This window comes from Candidatus Omnitrophota bacterium (assembly GCA_018830005.1).
Classification (GTDB): domain Bacteria; phylum Omnitrophota; class Gorgyraeia; order JAHJTE01; family JAHJTE01; genus JAHJTE01.
This window is the reverse complement of the sequence record JAHJTE010000001.1, coordinates 269,740-285,872: the sequence shown is the minus strand read 5'-3', so window position 1 is coordinate 285,872 and position 16,133 is coordinate 269,740. Positions and strand designations below refer to the sequence as shown.

General features: G+C 35.5%; 18 protein-coding genes. All 18 read right to left on the bottom strand.

Annotation, left to right across the window (positions count from 1 at the left end):
• Positions 1-42 precede the first annotated feature (42 nt).
• The 18 genes from KJ593_01550 to KJ593_01465 all read right to left on the bottom strand — a co-directional run bounded on the left by KJ593_01550 (position 43) and on the right by KJ593_01465 (position 16,131).
• Positions 43-693, bottom strand: a complete 651-nt coding sequence (locus KJ593_01550; protein ID MBU2540565.1) for a polysaccharide deacetylase family protein — start codon at positions 691-693, stop codon at positions 43-45.
• Between the two features lie 90 nt (positions 694-783).
• Entirely contained in the window at positions 784-1,458 is a 675-nt protein-coding gene (locus tag KJ593_01545) for a class I SAM-dependent methyltransferase (protein MBU2540564.1), read from the bottom strand.
• 14 nt (positions 1,459-1,472) lie between these two features.
• Positions 1,473-1,664: a hypothetical protein gene (locus tag KJ593_01540; GenBank protein ID MBU2540563.1), complete on the bottom strand. Its 192-nt coding sequence runs from the start codon at positions 1,662-1,664 to the stop codon at positions 1,473-1,475.
• A gap of 73 nt (positions 1,665-1,737) precedes the next feature.
• On the bottom strand, positions 1,738-2,037 hold the full coding sequence (locus tag KJ593_01535) for a hypothetical protein (GenBank protein MBU2540562.1): 300 nt from the start codon (positions 2,035-2,037) through the stop codon (positions 1,738-1,740).
• A gap of 3 nt (positions 2,038-2,040) precedes the next feature.
• Positions 2,041-2,730 (bottom strand): WbqC family protein, encoded by a 690-nt coding sequence (locus KJ593_01530; GenBank protein ID MBU2540561.1) that lies wholly within the window; start codon positions 2,728-2,730, stop codon positions 2,041-2,043.
• The gene (gene pelF / locus KJ593_01525) at positions 2,731-3,897 is read right to left on the bottom strand and encodes a GT4 family glycosyltransferase PelF (protein ID MBU2540560.1); all 1,167 of its coding nucleotides are present in this window, start codon (positions 3,895-3,897) and stop codon (positions 2,731-2,733) included.
• Positions 3,898-3,899: 2 nt separating this feature from the next.
• A complete protein-coding gene (locus KJ593_01520; GenBank protein ID MBU2540559.1) occupies positions 3,900-5,063 on the bottom strand; it encodes a radical SAM protein in 1,164 nt (387 codons plus the stop codon).
• Positions 5,060-6,247 carry an aminotransferase class V-fold PLP-dependent enzyme gene (locus KJ593_01515; GenBank protein ID MBU2540558.1) on the bottom strand — a complete coding sequence of 396 codons (1,188 nt, stop codon included), beginning with the start codon at positions 6,245-6,247 and terminating at the stop codon, positions 5,060-5,062. The genes KJ593_01520 and KJ593_01515 overlap by 4 nt, the downstream gene beginning before the upstream one ends.
• Positions 6,247-6,912, bottom strand: coding sequence for a class I SAM-dependent methyltransferase (locus KJ593_01510; GenBank protein ID MBU2540557.1), 666 nt, complete (start codon positions 6,910-6,912; stop codon positions 6,247-6,249). The genes KJ593_01515 and KJ593_01510 overlap by 1 nt, the downstream gene beginning before the upstream one ends.
• Before the next feature lie 23 nt (positions 6,913-6,935).
• On the bottom strand, positions 6,936-7,997 hold the full coding sequence (locus KJ593_01505) for a glycosyltransferase family 4 protein (GenBank protein ID MBU2540556.1): 1,062 nt from the start codon (positions 7,995-7,997) through the stop codon (positions 6,936-6,938).
• Between the two features lie 147 nt (positions 7,998-8,144).
• A complete protein-coding gene (locus KJ593_01500; protein MBU2540555.1) occupies positions 8,145-8,303 on the bottom strand; it encodes a hypothetical protein in 159 nt (52 codons plus the stop codon).
• Positions 8,300-9,331, bottom strand: a complete 1,032-nt coding sequence (locus tag KJ593_01495) for a glycosyltransferase family 9 protein (protein ID MBU2540554.1) — start codon at positions 9,329-9,331, stop codon at positions 8,300-8,302. The genes KJ593_01500 and KJ593_01495 overlap by 4 nt, the downstream gene beginning before the upstream one ends.
• Position 9,332: 1 nt before the next feature.
• Positions 9,333-10,505, bottom strand: coding sequence for a glycosyltransferase family 9 protein (locus KJ593_01490; GenBank protein MBU2540553.1), 1,173 nt, complete (start codon positions 10,503-10,505; stop codon positions 9,333-9,335).
• Positions 10,477-11,931, bottom strand: a complete 1,455-nt coding sequence (locus KJ593_01485; protein ID MBU2540552.1) for a flippase — start codon at positions 11,929-11,931, stop codon at positions 10,477-10,479. Before KJ593_01485 ends, KJ593_01490 begins: the two co-directional genes overlap by 29 nt.
• A 4-nt stretch (positions 11,932-11,935) precedes the next feature.
• Complete coding sequence (locus KJ593_01480) at positions 11,936-13,072, bottom strand: glycosyltransferase family 4 protein (protein ID MBU2540551.1); 1,137 nt, start codon at positions 13,070-13,072, stop codon at positions 11,936-11,938.
• Positions 13,066-14,016, bottom strand: a complete 951-nt coding sequence (locus tag KJ593_01475) for a class I SAM-dependent methyltransferase (GenBank protein MBU2540550.1) — start codon at positions 14,014-14,016, stop codon at positions 13,066-13,068. The genes KJ593_01480 and KJ593_01475 overlap by 7 nt, the downstream gene beginning before the upstream one ends.
• A gap of 13 nt (positions 14,017-14,029) precedes the next feature.
• Complete coding sequence (locus tag KJ593_01470; protein ID MBU2540549.1) at positions 14,030-14,974, bottom strand: glycosyltransferase family 2 protein; 945 nt, start codon at positions 14,972-14,974, stop codon at positions 14,030-14,032.
• Positions 14,971-16,131 (bottom strand): glycosyltransferase family 4 protein, encoded by a 1,161-nt coding sequence (locus tag KJ593_01465; GenBank protein MBU2540548.1) that lies wholly within the window; start codon positions 16,129-16,131, stop codon positions 14,971-14,973. The genes KJ593_01470 and KJ593_01465 overlap by 4 nt, the downstream gene beginning before the upstream one ends.
• Positions 16,132-16,133 lie beyond the last annotated feature (2 nt).

The following is a 16,133-nucleotide window of genomic DNA, read 5'->3' as shown; positions in this document are numbered from 1 at the left end:
AGATATCATCGTCTTTAAACTCCTCCTTCTGATAAGCAGTACCTACAGCGGGTCAAAACCAGCCTCCTTAACCAACTCTTTTATGGAATCATCTAGCACACCATAAGGATAACAAAAAGATTCTATAGTTTTGTTTAATCTTGTCTCTAAAATCAATTTTGAAAGAAAAATTTCTTTCCTGGCTTCTTCGCGGGATAATAAAGGCAAAATTCTGTGGCTTAAGGAATGGGCGCCAATATCTATTAAATCGTCTTTTGCTAAATCCTGCGCCTGTTCCCAGCTTAGATTATTTTTTTCTCCGAGAGAATCAATAATTACAAAAACCGTTGCCTTAAATTGATATTTTTTAAGTATGGTATAGGCCCGACCATAGAAATCTCTATAGCCATCATCAAAGTTTAACACCAACAAATTATTTGGAATACTCGAGCCTTGTTTAATCAAATTAGCAGCTTCGCTTAAAGAAATTATTTTATAATTATTTTTCGACAAATATTGCATCTGCTTATCAAAAATATTCTTTGGCAGGCTCAGATTATTTTTCTCTTCAACGGCTGAAATAGAATGGTACATTAAAATTGGTAAGGTTCTATGCGGTGCGATAAAGATAAAGAATAAAATTGCAACAACTGTACTGAAAGCGATAAATAATAAAGCTGATCTCTTGAAGTAAATTAATAATCTTGATTTCATTGTCGATTCTTATTTAGCTGCAAAGGAACTATCTGCATAAAATAATTTTTAATCTCTACTGCGGCCTTGGATTAATTTTAAAAGGATTGACTAAAATCTCTCTACTATCCTATAAAATAATTTTCCTATATCATTTATTATTTTTTTAACACGCTGATTTCTATTTTTCCTCTTCTGAAAAATATTTATATCTTTAGGTTTTATTTCTTTTGTCCTTTTATCTAAAATAATGGAATATAGTTCTAAACTAGCTAAATCGTTCTCCTTAAAGTCTTTTGGTTTTCTAACCTTAATAAAAACTCCCGGGGAGTATTTATCCTTTTCAATTTTTTCAATAAGACAATCTGAAAATATGTACTCCAGGTCAGAGGCTTCAAATCTCCAGTAATCACTAGGGAAACCATGATAAAGGAAACCATAGGAACGGGTAGTTATGAATACTGTGCCACCTAGTTTACAGATATTTTTAATGTTTGCAATACCTCTCTTGTAGTCTCTTACGTGCTCTAAAAGCTCTGTAGAAATAATAATGTCAAAGCTCTCGCGTCCAAATTTTTCTACCATCTCCTCTACGCTACAAATCATGTCTACACCCGGACCTTCCTTAATGTCTATTCCTATATATTCACGAGGATTAAGCGACTCAATGAAAGGGCGCAAACTTCCATTCTCATCAAAAGAACCAACCTCAATTATCCTCTTTCCTTCAATTTCTTCTTTAGAGAAATTTTTAACTCCAAAAATAATACCAGCAGTATCACACATAATCTAATACCTCTTTATTTATTTAATAAGCTCTTATCAACTAAGTAATTATAAATCCCTTCCGCTGCCAATTTATGAGCCAGAGGCTTCCAGTGTCCATCTGCCGGATAATATAAATCGCTGCCCCTGTTCTCTCTGAGAGCTGTTAATAGATCACATACGTTAATGTTATTCTTTTTAGCAAATTCAGCTAAAATTTTACTCACTTGATCTTCGCCGCGATTATAAACATCATACAAAAAATGTATACGTATTACTACAAAAGATACGTCGGTGCCTTTAGCAAGGGTATTTATTTTCTTGAGTTCCTCTTTTGTAATATCCCAACCTCTCTAATTCCAGACAGTTCTGTCCCTGCCTAAATCGGACTAAGCCTTTGCGCAAAAAGGTCCCTTCAAAGAACGACTCTAGAAATGCTAAGGGTTTCTCCAGATTTTTCGGCGAGGCCTTTTTTACAATCATCGCAGGCTTTACAACCGGAATAAATATCCTTACGCCAGCCTCAAGTATAAACAGGACAAATAAAAATGAACCAAGAATCAATACAACATTGGATATTGTCTTTTTTACTCGATTCATAGCTTAAACTAATTTGCCTCTTAAAATCTCCAAGGAATTTTTTCCCTGATTAAATAAAAGGTCAATTATTGACATATTGCTGACGAATGAACCATAGCACTGCCCATATTCTGGATGCGCAAAATCCTGATAAACTAATTTGATAGAATTCTTTTCAAATTGTTTTTCATCAAGGTAATCCCTGCCGCCCTCACCAGAAAAATATGTATCAGCATTCAATCTTTTGCAGATATCTATTATCCGGCAAGACTTTTCAGAGATTATACCTAACTCTGACTCAAAATAAATATCTTTTCTGATTCCCAGAGAAAGAAGCATCTCCTTTATTATGAACACATTCAAATCAGCTAATCTTTGCCATTTCTTTGAATAGAGCTTTTGGAAAAATTCAAAATAAACTTTAAAAAACTGGGCACGGCTATAGTTAAATTTAATGCTTTTTAGATGATCATTAGACCAATCAAGGTCATTGTCAATTTCTACCTCGTTAATCTTTTGAGTATATAAACCTTTGGTAATTACGGGTACGGTCAACCATATCCAGCTATCTTTGGTACGGATTTTGTTTCTGTTTTGGAATTCGCGTTTTTTATATTGGACATTATCTAAAAATACAAAGCAATCGCTTCTGTCAATCTTATCAAAAAACCCTAACCAGGGTAAATATTGTGGTTGATGCACTGAAATAATCATCTATTTTTTACCCTTTGCAAGATTTAAGTATAGGTCTCTAAAGCTTGCTAACATTTTTTCTTTTGTAAACTCTTTTTCTAATTTAGTTTTCGCCTGAGATGTTAATGCTTTTGTCTTCTCTTTATTTTGTAAAACCTCGACAATTGCCTCTGTCAGCTCATCGGGATTTGCTGGCTGAACAAGGATACCTGTATTATTATCTTCCACAATCTCCCTCACCCCTCCTACCCGGGTAGCGATGACTGGCTTAGCTAAGGCAAACGCCTCTAAAATAACCAAGCCAAAGCCCTCATTTAAGGCTGGATTCACTACGCAATCAGATAAAGCAATAATCTCTTTTATATCTTCTCTGAAACCTAAAAAAATAATTTTGTCTTCCAAATCTAATACCCTAGCAAACTTTACTAATTTAGTCTTTAGGGAACCTTCCCCCACTATTAATGCCTTAAAATTAGCACCGGTTTTATCCAACTGTTTTAAAGCCTTAATAAAAAATTCTATCCCCTTAACTGACTCAAGCCTGGATACAGTAGTGACTACAGCACAATCTTTCGCTATCTTAAACTCCTGTTTTAACTGTTCTACTCTTCTAAGATTAATTTGTTCATATTCTTTAAAATCTATTCCATTATGAATCGTGACAAACTTTTCTTGCCCCCCAATGCCCCTAGAAAGAAACTCTTTCTTTCCAATATCAGTAAGCGTAACGATTATATCGGTAAAATTAGCACAAAATCGCTCAAGTATTTCGAATAATCTAGATAATAACGCTCCGGCGTAGCCATAAAAAATATTGCCGTGTGGCATATAAATAATAACCTCTACCTTAGCCATCCTTGCTGCTAAGCGACCCAAAAAACCTGCCTTGGAAGTATGGGTATGAATAATGTCTGGCTTTTCTCTCTTAATCAACCGATACAATTTAAACAAGCTAAAAAAATCTAAAAAGATATTAATATCTCTGCGTAGGCAATCTAGGAATATAATTTGAACCCCGCTCTGTTTACTAAATTCATTCAAATCCTGCTCCGGATCTTTAGTCAACCCACTGATAATCTTTTGACTAAAATCATCCTTATTTAAGGACTTTGTAATATCCAGTACTATCCTTGAAGAACCGCCCCTGTCCAAGCGGGTAATGATGTGGATAATTTTTATTTTCTTCATCTTCAGAATCGATACAACTCAGTACAGCGAGTACAAACTGGAAAAATTCTCTCTCTCTTTAAAATCTTTCTGAATTTGCAAAACTGCTGATTATTCCAAATGTCCTTAAAACTTTCTTTCTTTATATTGCCAAAATAAATATTCAACTCCTCGCAAGGGCCCACCTTTCCATCAGGGAATATGTAAACAGTCATCCAGGGACTTAAGCAACGATTGGCAAATTGTTTTGATTTAAAATTAAAATCTTTGTAGTATTCTATTATTTCTTTTTGTCTAAAATCAGGGTAGAAAAACACACCGCAAGCCTTCGGGTAACTCTCTATCTTTTTAATCTCTTCAATTAAGACAGCGGTATCAATCTTTGGCAGTTCATTCCTGATGAAACCTTCCCAATCTCGGCTTAGTATGCCAAAATTATCTTTAAGTATCCGATTGGTTTTGGCAACGCTTTCTCTATCCACAAAAGAGAGATGATGAAAGGTTATAGTATCGGGTGAGAGTTTTTCTGCTGTCTTAAATATTTCATAAAGATTAGAGAAATTATCTTCCGAAATTGTAGTGGCAACATTAATCTTGGGTAACCTCAGATTATTCATTTTCTTTAACTTTGCAATCTTACTAAGTGCATTAAAGGCCTTATCAAATGAACCTAAGGTATTGGTAATCTTATCATGAATTTCCTGTGTGCCCTCTAAGGAAAAAATAATTTCATCAAGACCAGAATCGATTACCTCCTGCTCTCTTGCGGCAAGGAGCGTACCATTAGTAACGACATTACAACGCAATCCTTTATTTTTTATATATTTTACAAGCACCGGCCAGTCTGGATAGAGAAACGGTTCTCCGCCAAAAAGAGTAATATTCGGCGCAAGGCCTGCTATATCATCGATAATCTTTTCTAAATCTTGAAGATTCAAATCTTCTCTAAGGCAATCCTCCTTTTTATCTTTCAAAGAGCCGCACTTTCCCCAATAGCCGCACATCGAACAAGCCAAATTGCAACGGTAAGTCAAAAACAAAGAAACCGTCTCGGGCCAACTGCTTCTACCTTGAAAAACATAATAACTAAATAAGGAGGCGAATCTCTTTATTAAAACAGCCAAGGCGTAAGCCGGCTCTCTGGCAGCCTTATAAATCTTTCTTTTTAAGCTTTTAATCAGACTCATTGCAAATTTTCATCAAAAATTTTCCGCATTAAATTCAACATAGCCTTATTTACTAAAGGATGGCTCGGCAACGTAAGAAGCCTTTCAGCAATAAATTCTGCATTAGGGAAATCTCCTTTTTTATATCCGAGATTGAATTTAAAATGCAAAGGCTGCTCATACATCTCTGAACTATCTATGCCTGCTTCAGAAAGAATTGTCCTAATCCTCTTTTTTACCTGGATATCTCTGAATATAACAGGAAAACGATTATAGGCTGGTATGCTGAGATTAAGAATATGAGGAATAATAAGATCCTGCTTATTACTTAATAAATCATAAAGAAACGAGCCGTTTGAATGTCTTGCTTTACTAAAAAGATGCAATCTCTTTAATAAAGATAATCCGACCCTAGATTGTACATCTGTATAATTTGAGACAGAAAAATCCATAGGTGTCTTTGTGCTTCTAAAGGTCTTTAATACGTGATAAAGACAATTATATATAAGTGGCCTTACAACCAAAGAAAGCAAAATAAGTTTTACAATAATCATAAACTTATTAAAAATTGACGGGCCCCTTAAGATGTTTATCTCTTTTCTAATCAAATCGGCCAACCTATCATCATTTGCGCCTATTGCACCACCCGAAGCAGTAGACATATTTTTACCTCGATTAAAACTAAAAAGGCTCACATCGCTTCCAGAACCAACAGATCGTTTGTTTATGAAAGAGCCTAAAGCTTGAGCGCAATCTTCAACGATAATAGTATCTATCCCTTTTCGTTTGATAATACTACTAAAAGCCTCTAAATCAAAGACCAAGCCAAATAGATGCACTACAGTTACACAGAGAGTATTTTTTGAGATCAAATTATTAAGACCTTCTATATCTAGGTTAAAAGTATCCAAGGAAATATCACAGAGAACTATTTTTAAGCCCAATCTTTTTATAGGTAAAACCAATGAGGCAGCAGTATAGGCAGGCAAAACAACTTCTTTTTTATCCGGATAAGTTGAAGATAGCGCCTTTAATATAAGATAAAAAGCGCTAGTGCCAGAATCAACAGTAAAAACATATTTTAAACCTAGAGAGGCGGCTAATTCTTTCTCGAATCTTTCCTTGGCCTTAAAACCCCTAAAGACTGAAAAGATATCAGGGATATTAAAGTCTGTAGCAACTATAGGAACTTTTTTTAAAATCATTATCTTTTCTTGGCCTTAATAATTGTTATAGGGACAGTTAAGTTAAAAAAAGCTCTAATAGGTAAAACCTCTAGAACCTCGGCGTTATTTTGCTCAAAAATTTCAATAATCTCTTGTGGGTCATATTGTCTTAACGCTACAGCGCATTTTGAATCATAAAGCTTAACAAATCTATAACGTAAAGACGTAACTAGATCATTCTTATTTCTAATATCTACTATAATCTCTGCGCCTTTTTTAGCCACGCGCACAGATTCAGCAATAATTCCTTTTACATTTTCAAAAGAAGGCAAATTAAAAAGCGTATTTAAACATACTACATAATCAAAGGTGTTATCCTTAAAACAAAGCTCGTTACCGTTAGATTCAATTAAGTTTACTGCTTTAGCATCTTGGGCCTTTAATTTCTCTTTGGCATTTAGTAGGCCTTCTCGTAAAATATCAACGCCAAATATCTTCAATCCCTTAGCTTTCTTTAATAAATTTATAATAAACAGTCCCTCGCCGCAACCAATCTCTAGGATCCTACCTGATTTCCTCTTACATATGCTTAAGAATTCATCCCTTACCTTAGAAGGCAGATATCCTGAAGAATACTCTCCTTTTTCGCCTTTACGCGCAATTAAAAATCTAAGCTTCTCATATATACGGCTTAATATACTCATACTGAATCAAAATTTGTTTTTTGCTATTTTTGAAGACAACAGCTTAATATCTTTTTGAGGCTATCTGCGCGATATTGCCACCTGAACTCTTCTTGCATCAATCTGCGCCCAGTATTACCCAGTTCACCCGCTTGCTTCTCATCCTCTAATAAACAAGTAATACTTTGCACAAGTGCATCTATATCTTCAGAGTCAATTAAAAACCCAGTACGCTTATCCCAAACAGCTTCTCCTGCGCCTCCGGAATTACCACCAATAACAGGCTTAGCGCATGCCGAAGCCTCAATAAAAGAAATACCAAAACCTTCTATAATCTCTTCACCAAGGGTCTTCCTATTGGGCATAACGTAAATATCGCAAAGATTATAATATTTTGGCAGGTCTTCATTCGTAACCTTACCGATAAAGATAACGTTCTTGTTCAGTGAATTTTTCTCAACAAGGGCTTTAAGATAACCCTCTTGTTCGCCACTGCCTACAATTAAATATACTAAACTAGGAAATTTCTCACTAAGCCTCGCTAACGCCTTAATAACCACATCAATCCCTTTGCGTTCTACCAAGCGCGATACAGTTAATAATACTTTTTTGTTCTCAAGGCCTAAACGCTTTTTTAAATCAGAACAATCCAAATCTGGCTTAAAAATCTGCACATCTACACCAGGCGTAACCTTTATAACTTTATCTTCCTCTATGCCAAATTTCTTCACTTCTTTACTCGTAAACTCGCTATTGACAATGACAAAACAAGCGTTCTTAAGGACCCTCTCTAATAGCCTTAAAATGATTTTGCGTCTTTTATATTTCTCTAATTCTCCACCATAATAAAATACGCAATAAGGTAATCTGGCTATCTTTTTAAATACTAATCCGATTAAACCTATGCTGACAGGAACGCCACAAACTATAATATCTATCCTTTTTTTTCGAACTATCCAAAAGGTATAAAAAAATAAAATGACTGCTCTCAAAAAAGCAGAGCGACAAAAACTAAAGTAACGGAATATACTCAATCCGCTGCTACTGTCTATTATTTTATACCCTTTTACCTTGGGGGCTAAAATAAAGTTATTTTCTGGAGACATTAGCCTCCAGATATTATAAAAAACAGTGCCAATTCCACTGACTATAGGGGGAAAATCAAAAGTAACAAGTAATGATTTCACAATCAATATATTGTTTTTGTTTTTTAAAGACGCTTTTTTTAATTTATCTCTTATATAGCAGTGTCTCTACTGCCTCTCTAGGATCCTACCTGATTTCCTCTTACATATGCTTAAGAACTCATCCCTTACCTTAGAGGGCAGATATCCTGAAAAATATTGTCCTTCTTCGCCCTTGCATGCTAGGAGGATTCGAAATCTTTTGTAAATATTAAATATTATTTTCATACTAATTTTAAAGCCGCCTTAGATATTTCCTCAGGCCTCAGGGATGAAAAACAATTCATAGAACTGCATCTAACCTTAAAACAAGGCGCACAATCGACTTTATTATAAAATACAACTGCCTTTTCTGATATTCGACGCGGGTCATAGCGAGTAATATCCCCGGGGCCAAACAAAGCAATTAAAGGAGTAGCTAAGGCAGCAGCTAAATGCATCGGGCCAGCGTCATTGGAAATAAAGACATTGCATCTTTTAATTAATGCCATAAGCTGGCCAACATTCGTCTTATTAGTGGCATTAATGATACCAACCTTAGATAGGCTCACTAATTTTATTGCCAAATCTAGCTCTTTTTTGCCTCCGGTAATTATTATTTTAAAGTCTTTTTCTTTTCTCAATAACTCAATTAGTTTAACAAAATTCTCTATTGGCCAACGCCGCGTTGGCCAAGTACCACCCGGATTTATGCCAATCAAAATATCATTTTGGCCAACATCGTTATCTAGCAGAAATCTATCAATAAATTTAGCATCTTCATGATTAACTTTTAAGTCTATATTTCTACCTTCACCTTCTACTCCCAAAACCTTGAATATTTCGAAATAATAATCTATATCGTGCATTTGTGCAATATCGTCCTCTGGAATTTTTTCATTTAAGAAGAAACCCCTTGCATTGGTATCTCGGCCAACACGGTAAGTTGCACCAGCTAATAAAAATAAAGATGCCATCTTAAGACTGCTTAAGTAAGAAGTTAAGGATCTCATATTTATTGCTAGGTCAAAATGAAGTCTGCTTAAAATAAAAACCAGTTTTAATTTTTGCCATAATCCTGGATTAAAAAGGATAATCTTATCTATGTAGGGATAATCTTTCATCAAATCCACAGAGCGTGGTGTTGTTAATAATGTTATGGTGGATTTTTTATAAAAGCCACGCAGTGCCCTAAGCGCAGGTATGGATAAAAGTATATCGCCAATGCCACCAAGATTTACTAATAGGATACTGTTTATGTCCGTGATTTTCTTCAATTTATTTCCCAAGCTGCTCCTCAACTGCCTTTAGCACATCCTCTACCGTTATTAATTGCATACAATCAAGGCTTAAACAATCAGCCGGTTGGCAATTTGTGCAGTCTAAGTTCTTGCTAACTATCACGTGGCCCTCTCCCCAGGGTCCCCAATTCTTGAAGCTATCTACAGGACTTATATTTCCAAAAATACCCACAACGGGAATCCTTAAGGCTGCGGCGATGTGCATCGGCCCAGAAGAATTGCCAATAAATAACTTACATCTTTTAGTCAAACTAATAAGCCCGGTTAGATTAGTATTGCCCACAGCAACAATAGGGGGATTCTTCATAAGCGATACGATTTTTTCTGACAAAAATCGCTCAGAAGCACTCCCTACTAAAATCGGCTTTGCATTATATCTTTCAATTAGATAATCGCAAACTTTAGCAAAGTTCTCTGCTGGCCAACGCGTATAATGATAAAAGCCGCCTGCATGTATGGCAACTAATGCATCACCATAACTTATATTATTATTCTTTAAAAAGTCTTGAGCAAAACTTTCCCCCTCTTTGCTTATAGATATTACCAAACTCTTATCATTGGTATGTGCACCTATCGAACCTACTACCTCAAGATTTACTTCGACTTCATGACGTGGATATTGCGCTCGCCTATCCTGGATTTTCTTCGTCAAAAAAAAGCCTGATCCTGCTACATCATAACCTACTCTGTGTATAGCTCCACCCGCAAAACTAAGAAAATTTGACCAAAAATTAGGGTTTAGGACTATGGCCAAATCAAATTTTTTACCTTTCAAGACCTTTGCCTTTTTCATTATCTCAATAAAAAATGACGTCTTATCATCAAAAATTAAAAGCTCATCAATATCAGTGTTTCCTACGACTAAATCCTTAGCATAGGAACGTGTCAAAAGATAAATTTTTGCATGAGTAAAACTTTCACGTAAGGCCCTGAGTGCCGGGGTAGTTAAAGCCACATCTCCAATTCGATCTAGACGAATTACTAAAATTCTCTTAATATTTTCAGACAAAAAAGGTTTCGGCTTAGAAATTATCCTTAAAATACGCATTAAGAAAAATAGCATATCGCCAAAAAGGCCCAAAACTATATAATAGAGTTTCTTTATATTACGAGCTATGCTTCTAAATCGCATCCCTTTTGAACAAACCATCTTTTCTAGCAAACGCCTCCTTCAGAAGTACTCTCTCTCCTCGCCCTATAAAATGCAGCAGGTAAAGTGCAATTATATAGAAAACAATCCCTAGTGTAATGACAATTAAAAAATAAAACTGATACGTAAGCTGAAATAATAAAATCATAATTAAACTAGCTATAACAATCTTTAAGAAATCATATAAAGAATACTTTAAAGGCAATATTTTTCTTAAAGATAAATAGAACCAAAGCCCTATAAAAAGTTCAGAAAAAACGGTAGTGGCGGCTGCGCCCACATAGCTATATTTAGGAATCAATAAGAAATTTAATCCTACGTTAAGTATAAAAGCAATTATTGTACCAGAGACTACTGCAAGCATATTTTTAATAGCAATTAGGGCCTGGCTTAAAATTGAATGCCAGAAGACTAAAACGAGTACCCAAATAAGTATATTTAAAACTACGGCTGAATTCAGGAACTCAGGGCCAAAAAGAAGCAATATTATCTCTCGGCAGAAAAAACTTCCAATGATAGCTATAGGAAAGCCTAGAGCGAGTAAATATTTCATGGACCAGGAAACAGTCTGGGAAAGTTTAATCCTATCCTCAGCTGCCTGCTGGCTTAAGAGTGGAAATACTGCCCTGGAAAAACTTGTGGGAATTAAAATAAATAAATAAATAATCTTATAGGCGGCGCCATAGAAACCCACAGCTATATCTGTCTTCATTCTCGATAACATTACGATATCAATGCGCCTGTAAAGACCAGTAAAGACAATATATAATGCAAAGGGAAGAAAAAACCGTGCCACAGTAAGCCAAAGAAGTTTATTAAATTTAAAAATTGGTTTGACGCAGAATCTTGAACATATAAATGCTACCAAAAAAAACTCTAAGATACTGGTTACTAAGCTGACCGAGACTAAAATTAATAGACCTTTGCGGAAGAAAACGGCAGCCAGCAAACTCAAACAATAAAAAATATTGCCGATAATACTCGCAATAGCTGTGAAGCGTAATTTCTCAAAGGCTATCGCAATATTGAAAAAAGGTTGCGCGAGAGAAACAACCAATAAATTCAGACCAGTGATATAAAGTGCCAACCTTATTATATGTGGATATTGAAAATGGTTTATAACAATGACCATTACAACCACAACAACTGAAGAAAGTAGCAGTTGTAGAGAAAGGTAATTTCCTAGAAAACTTCCTGCACGCGTCCTATCTTGGCTAACCTCTCGGGTTACTAACTGACCAATACCCAAATCGCAAAACAGAGCAAACAGACCGGCAAAGGTCAAGACGAAAGTATATTGACCTAAGTTTTTGGGGCCCAGATAACGAACTAGAATAATTGTTACTAAAAAATTTAAAAACCTATTAAAGATAAGCGAACCAAGGAAACCTGCGGTATTTTTAATAATTAACCTTAGTCTGTTCATTAAGTTATGCCTTATTTAATAAATCAATATAAATTTGCTCAATCTCTTTGGTCGTTTCTTTAATATTGAATAATTTTTCTGCTCTAGCACGACCCGCTTGACCCATCTTATTAGATAATTCCTCATTATCCAACAGAAATTTTATTGCCTCAGCAAGCGATGTCGCATCCCTCATTGGAACTAATATCCCAGTTGCATCTTTCTCTACTACCTCCGACGCTGCCCCAGCATCTGTGACGATAACTGGCACGCCTGTTGCCTGTGCCTCGGCCAAAACCTTACCAAATGCCTGACCGGTAATAGACTCAGGGCTAACCAATATATCAATTGAGGCCATAACCTCGGATCTGTCTTTACGAAATCCAGTAAAAATAACATCTTTTTCAAGGCCCAAGGATTTTATCTGAGTCTTTAGGGATTCCTCTATTGGGACATCTTTTTCATAACCAGCACTCCCAACAATAAAAAACTTCACATCTTGCACCTTTTCTTTAAGTAAAGATACGGCCTGCAAAAATACCTCTTGACCTTTACCCGGCCCCAACCTTCCTACAACAGCGACAATTTTTGTCTTTAGGCTTATATTAAATTCCTTGTGTAAAGTATCCTTACTAATTCCGGGATTAAAGACTCTAAGATCTAGGCCATTATAAATCACGGTTACCTTCTTTTGTGCATGAGGAAACCTCTTTGCTGTAGCATGCGAATTCGTAATAATCGCCGCAGGCAAAAAAGTGAAATATTTTTCTAAATCTATAAAAAGGCTCGGGGCTACTAGGTTTCTCACGTGCCAAACTACAGGAACTCTTACTATCCTCGCAGCTAAGGCACCAAGGAAATTTGCTCTAGTACTATTTGTATGCACAAGCTTAATCTCATTGGTCTTTAAAAATTTGACTAGCTCCTTTACAGACTTTAAAAACCTCCAAAAGCTAATTTGGCGTACCCGATATAAAGGGATTACTGCGTTCGGAATCTGCCATTGATTGAATTTCTCTATTAACGGACCTTCTTCGGAACAGATGATAAAGGGATTAAATCTTTCCCTATCAAGATTAGTAATTAATTCAAAGAGGCTAATTTCAGCCCCACCTAACACTGCAGATTCGGTTATGTATAAGATATTCTGTTTATCTAGCATTTTCTTGCAAAAATAATCATGTTTGGAGCTTTCTCAAGCAATACGCTTATTAGCGAAAATGGAAAAAATGCTGCCTCCAAAATTAAACGCATGAATTGCTTTATTGGGCTTGCGAGTTTATTTAATCTAGCATCTTGAGCAAATGCCGAACTTGAATTTAAGTTACGGCTATCCCCTCTTAAACTAGCTAAGAGCCAATTCTTAAAAGTTACCACAAAGCCTACTGGTTCAAAAAATCCGGCACGCTGAATAATATTAACTACTTTAAAATCGGCACCCTCTAATAACCTTAAGATAGTCCTTGGGCTAAACTGATAAAGATGCCGGGGCGAATTTGTGTACCAATAATCTTTAAAAATATAAGCCCATAGATTATCGATGTTTGGAGCTGATATTACCAACAGCCCCTCCTTTTTTAAAATTCTATTAATCTCAAGCAAGGTCTCTTTAGGCTTATGTAGATGCTCAATCACATCCCAAAAAGTAATTAAATCAAAAAAATCTGATTCAAAATTTGCCCCTAGAAGATCTTTGCTTAATACGTTTAAAGCAAGCTTTTCTCTGGCATAATTGGAAGTCACTTTAGCAAACTCTATGCCGTAGGCCTGCCAACCCAGCCCCTGCATAATGCTTAAAAACTCACCTGCGCCTGCTCCAATATCCAGCACATTGCCTCTTTTTGCTAAAATATTTCTTAGTAAATTAACTTTTTTTCTTTTTGACTTCCAATCTAGTTTAATTCCTTCTTGCCTGCCCCCGCCCTCTGGCCAAAAAGGATAGAATTCCTGCATCTCGCGCTTATCTGGCCGGGGATTTAAATATATCAATCCGCAAACATTACACTGAAGGAGAGTAAAACTCACCTGCCTAGGCTTAGAACACTTAATATTTCTATAATGCTTAGTCTCTTTCCTATCACAAATCAGACACTTAACTTCTTCCATTTACTCTAAGTCCTTAAATAAAAAAAAGTTTATGAATAGTAAAAATATAATTTTTTTGCTTTCTGCTTATTAACTTCCTTAAGTTTTTTGAAAATAAGCTGTAAATGCACAAAAATACCAATTCCACTGTTAGTCTATAAAAAAGTAACGCCTTTACTAGGACTAGAGCAATTCGATTATATCTTTTCCTGTAAAAAATTACCTGGCTCTTTGTAGCTTCGAATGTAAAATTAACCGGACTTTTTTGAGTGCTGCTTCCTCGCGAATGAGTAATAACTCCCCGGGGGAAGAAATGCACTTGCCAACCAGCGTTTGTCATCCGACAACCAAAATCCTCATCTTCACAGTACATAAAAAAGCTTTCATCCATAAGACCTACTTTTTCTGTTGCAGATTTACGCAGGAGAAAAGCTGCACCAGAAACCCAGGCTACCTGCTTGATCTCCTGTAATCCTTTTTTAACTAAAGGAGAAAATTTCTTTATAAGATATTTTTCAACTAAATGTGCGCGCAAATAAGAATAAAAAAACAGATTATCCAAAATACAGCGGATAATATTAGAACACTTTTTATTAAAAGACATCTCCGTTGTGCCTTTTTCATTTATGATTTTTGGTCCTAATATCCCAACCTTGGGGTTAGCTTTCATATATTCAGTCATGCTTCTGAGGCAGTCGGGGCTAAAAATTATGTCTTCATTTCCTAAAAATAGGAATTTTCCTCGCGCCTGCCTTATCGCTTGGTTAACTGACTTGGCAAAACCCAGATTTTGTTTATTTTCTATTATTCTTACTTCAGGAAATTCATCAACAAGCATCTCTTGACTTCTATCGGAAGAATTATTATCAACAACTATTACTTCAAAATCAGTATCTTGACAAGTAGCATAAATTGATTTTATACATCTTCTAAGTATTTCTCTATTATTACAGCTAACTATGCCAATAGAAATATTCATTTTAGATTTTGTAATATTTTATCTAAATCCTGATTTAAATTCTCTAGCCTAAACTCATTTAAAACCTTCTCTCTAGCGTTCTTTCCCAGTTCTTTTGCAAAATGCCTGTCTCTGAGTAACCGCAAAATGGCATTAGTAATTTGCTCTAAATCTAACGGGTCGATAAGTAAACCTGTCCTTTTATCTTCTATCGCATCGACTACGCCACCGGTTTTCCCAGCAATTACTGCCTTAGAACAAGCGCCGGCCTCAATATTAATTAAGCCGAATCCTTCTGTCTGGGGATCCAGAGGATTCTTTATTTCCCTCACTAGATTTAAAAATAATTCGCTTAGGCAGTAATAAACGGCTAAATCCTCTTGCTTGACGCTACCGGCAAACAAACAATGATTTTCTACATGAAGATCTTTGGCCAAATCTTCCAAGCGCTTTTTATCCGAGCCATCCCCTACTATCAAATAGAAAACTGAAGGGACTTCTTTAATTAAACGAGGCATACACTTTATTGCTGTGTCTATACCTTTCCTAATTATCAGCCTATTCACACTCAAGATAACTCTTTTGTCTTTCAAATTAAACCTTTTTTCTATTGGCGCGGTGTCTACTTCAGGATTGAAAAGATCAGTATCCACCCCAGCAGAAATCTTTTTAATCCTTCCTTCTTTAACCTTCCATTTTAAGAGGTTATTTTTAGTGTAATCAGAGAAGCATAATACATACTCTGCACTACGATAGGCTATGCCTACCAAATAATTTCTAATTTTATTTTTTGAAAACAACGAATCTGAGCCATGACTAAATGTAACTAAATTAGTTCTAAGAAAATATTTAAAAAACAACCCCACAAGCCCTAAAGGGAATACCTCCCCCACTAATATGGTCCTGAACTTGAATTTTCCATGAAGTCTTAAAGACTTAAATAAAACCTTAAATATTACAAACAATAATTTGAAATTATTCACATTTATATTAAAATTTTCCCTTACAATTTTTGCCTTGGTTTCGCAACCCTTACTTTCATTATCGCCAAAAACATTTGTAGTTAAAACTAGCGCTCTCTCTCCTAAACAACGGAAGATTCTGCTCATAATTACAGAGATGCCCCCATCTTGAGGCGGAAAATCAAATGTAAGAAACAAAATGTCCGTTTTTTTCATAA

Coding starts and splice junctions, on each gene's coding strand:
- KJ593_01550 (MBU2540565.1), bottom strand. CDS start 693: ATGAAATCAAGATTATTAATTTACTTCAAGAGATCAGCTTTATTATTT.
- KJ593_01545 (MBU2540564.1), bottom strand. CDS start 1,458: ATGTGTGATACTGCTGGTATTATTTTTGGAGTTAAAAATTTCTCTAAA.
- KJ593_01535 (MBU2540562.1), bottom strand. CDS start 2,037: ATGAATCGAGTAAAAAAGACAATATCCAATGTTGTATTGATTCTTGGT.
- KJ593_01530 (MBU2540561.1), bottom strand. CDS start 2,730: ATGATTATTTCAGTGCATCAACCACAATATTTACCCTGGTTAGGGTTT.
- pelF (MBU2540560.1), bottom strand. CDS start 3,897: ATGAAGAAAATAAAAATTATCCACATCATTACCCGCTTGGACAGGGGC.
- KJ593_01520 (MBU2540559.1), bottom strand. CDS start 5,063: ATGAGTCTGATTAAAAGCTTAAAAAGAAAGATTTATAAGGCTGCCAGA.
- KJ593_01515 (MBU2540558.1), bottom strand. CDS start 6,247: ATGATTTTAAAAAAAGTTCCTATAGTTGCTACAGACTTTAATATCCCT.
- KJ593_01510 (MBU2540557.1), bottom strand. CDS start 6,912: ATGAGTATATTAAGCCGTATATATGAGAAGCTTAGATTTTTAATTGCG.
- KJ593_01505 (MBU2540556.1), bottom strand. CDS start 7,997: ATGTCTCCAGAAAATAACTTTATTTTAGCCCCCAAGGTAAAAGGGTAT.
- KJ593_01500 (MBU2540555.1), bottom strand. CDS start 8,303: ATGAAAATAATATTTAATATTTACAAAAGATTTCGAATCCTCCTAGCA.
- KJ593_01490 (MBU2540553.1), bottom strand. CDS start 10,505: ATGGTTTGTTCAAAAGGGATGCGATTTAGAAGCATAGCTCGTAATATA.
- KJ593_01485 (MBU2540552.1), bottom strand. CDS start 11,931: ATGAACAGACTAAGGTTAATTATTAAAAATACCGCAGGTTTCCTTGGT.
- KJ593_01480 (MBU2540551.1), bottom strand. CDS start 13,072: ATGCTAGATAAACAGAATATCTTATACATAACCGAATCTGCAGTGTTA.
- KJ593_01475 (MBU2540550.1), bottom strand. CDS start 14,016: ATGGAAGAAGTTAAGTGTCTGATTTGTGATAGGAAAGAGACTAAGCAT.
- KJ593_01470 (MBU2540549.1), bottom strand. CDS start 14,974: ATGAATATTTCTATTGGCATAGTTAGCTGTAATAATAGAGAAATACTT.
- KJ593_01465 (MBU2540548.1), bottom strand. CDS start 16,131: ATGAAAAAAACGGACATTTTGTTTCTTACATTTGATTTTCCGCCTCAA.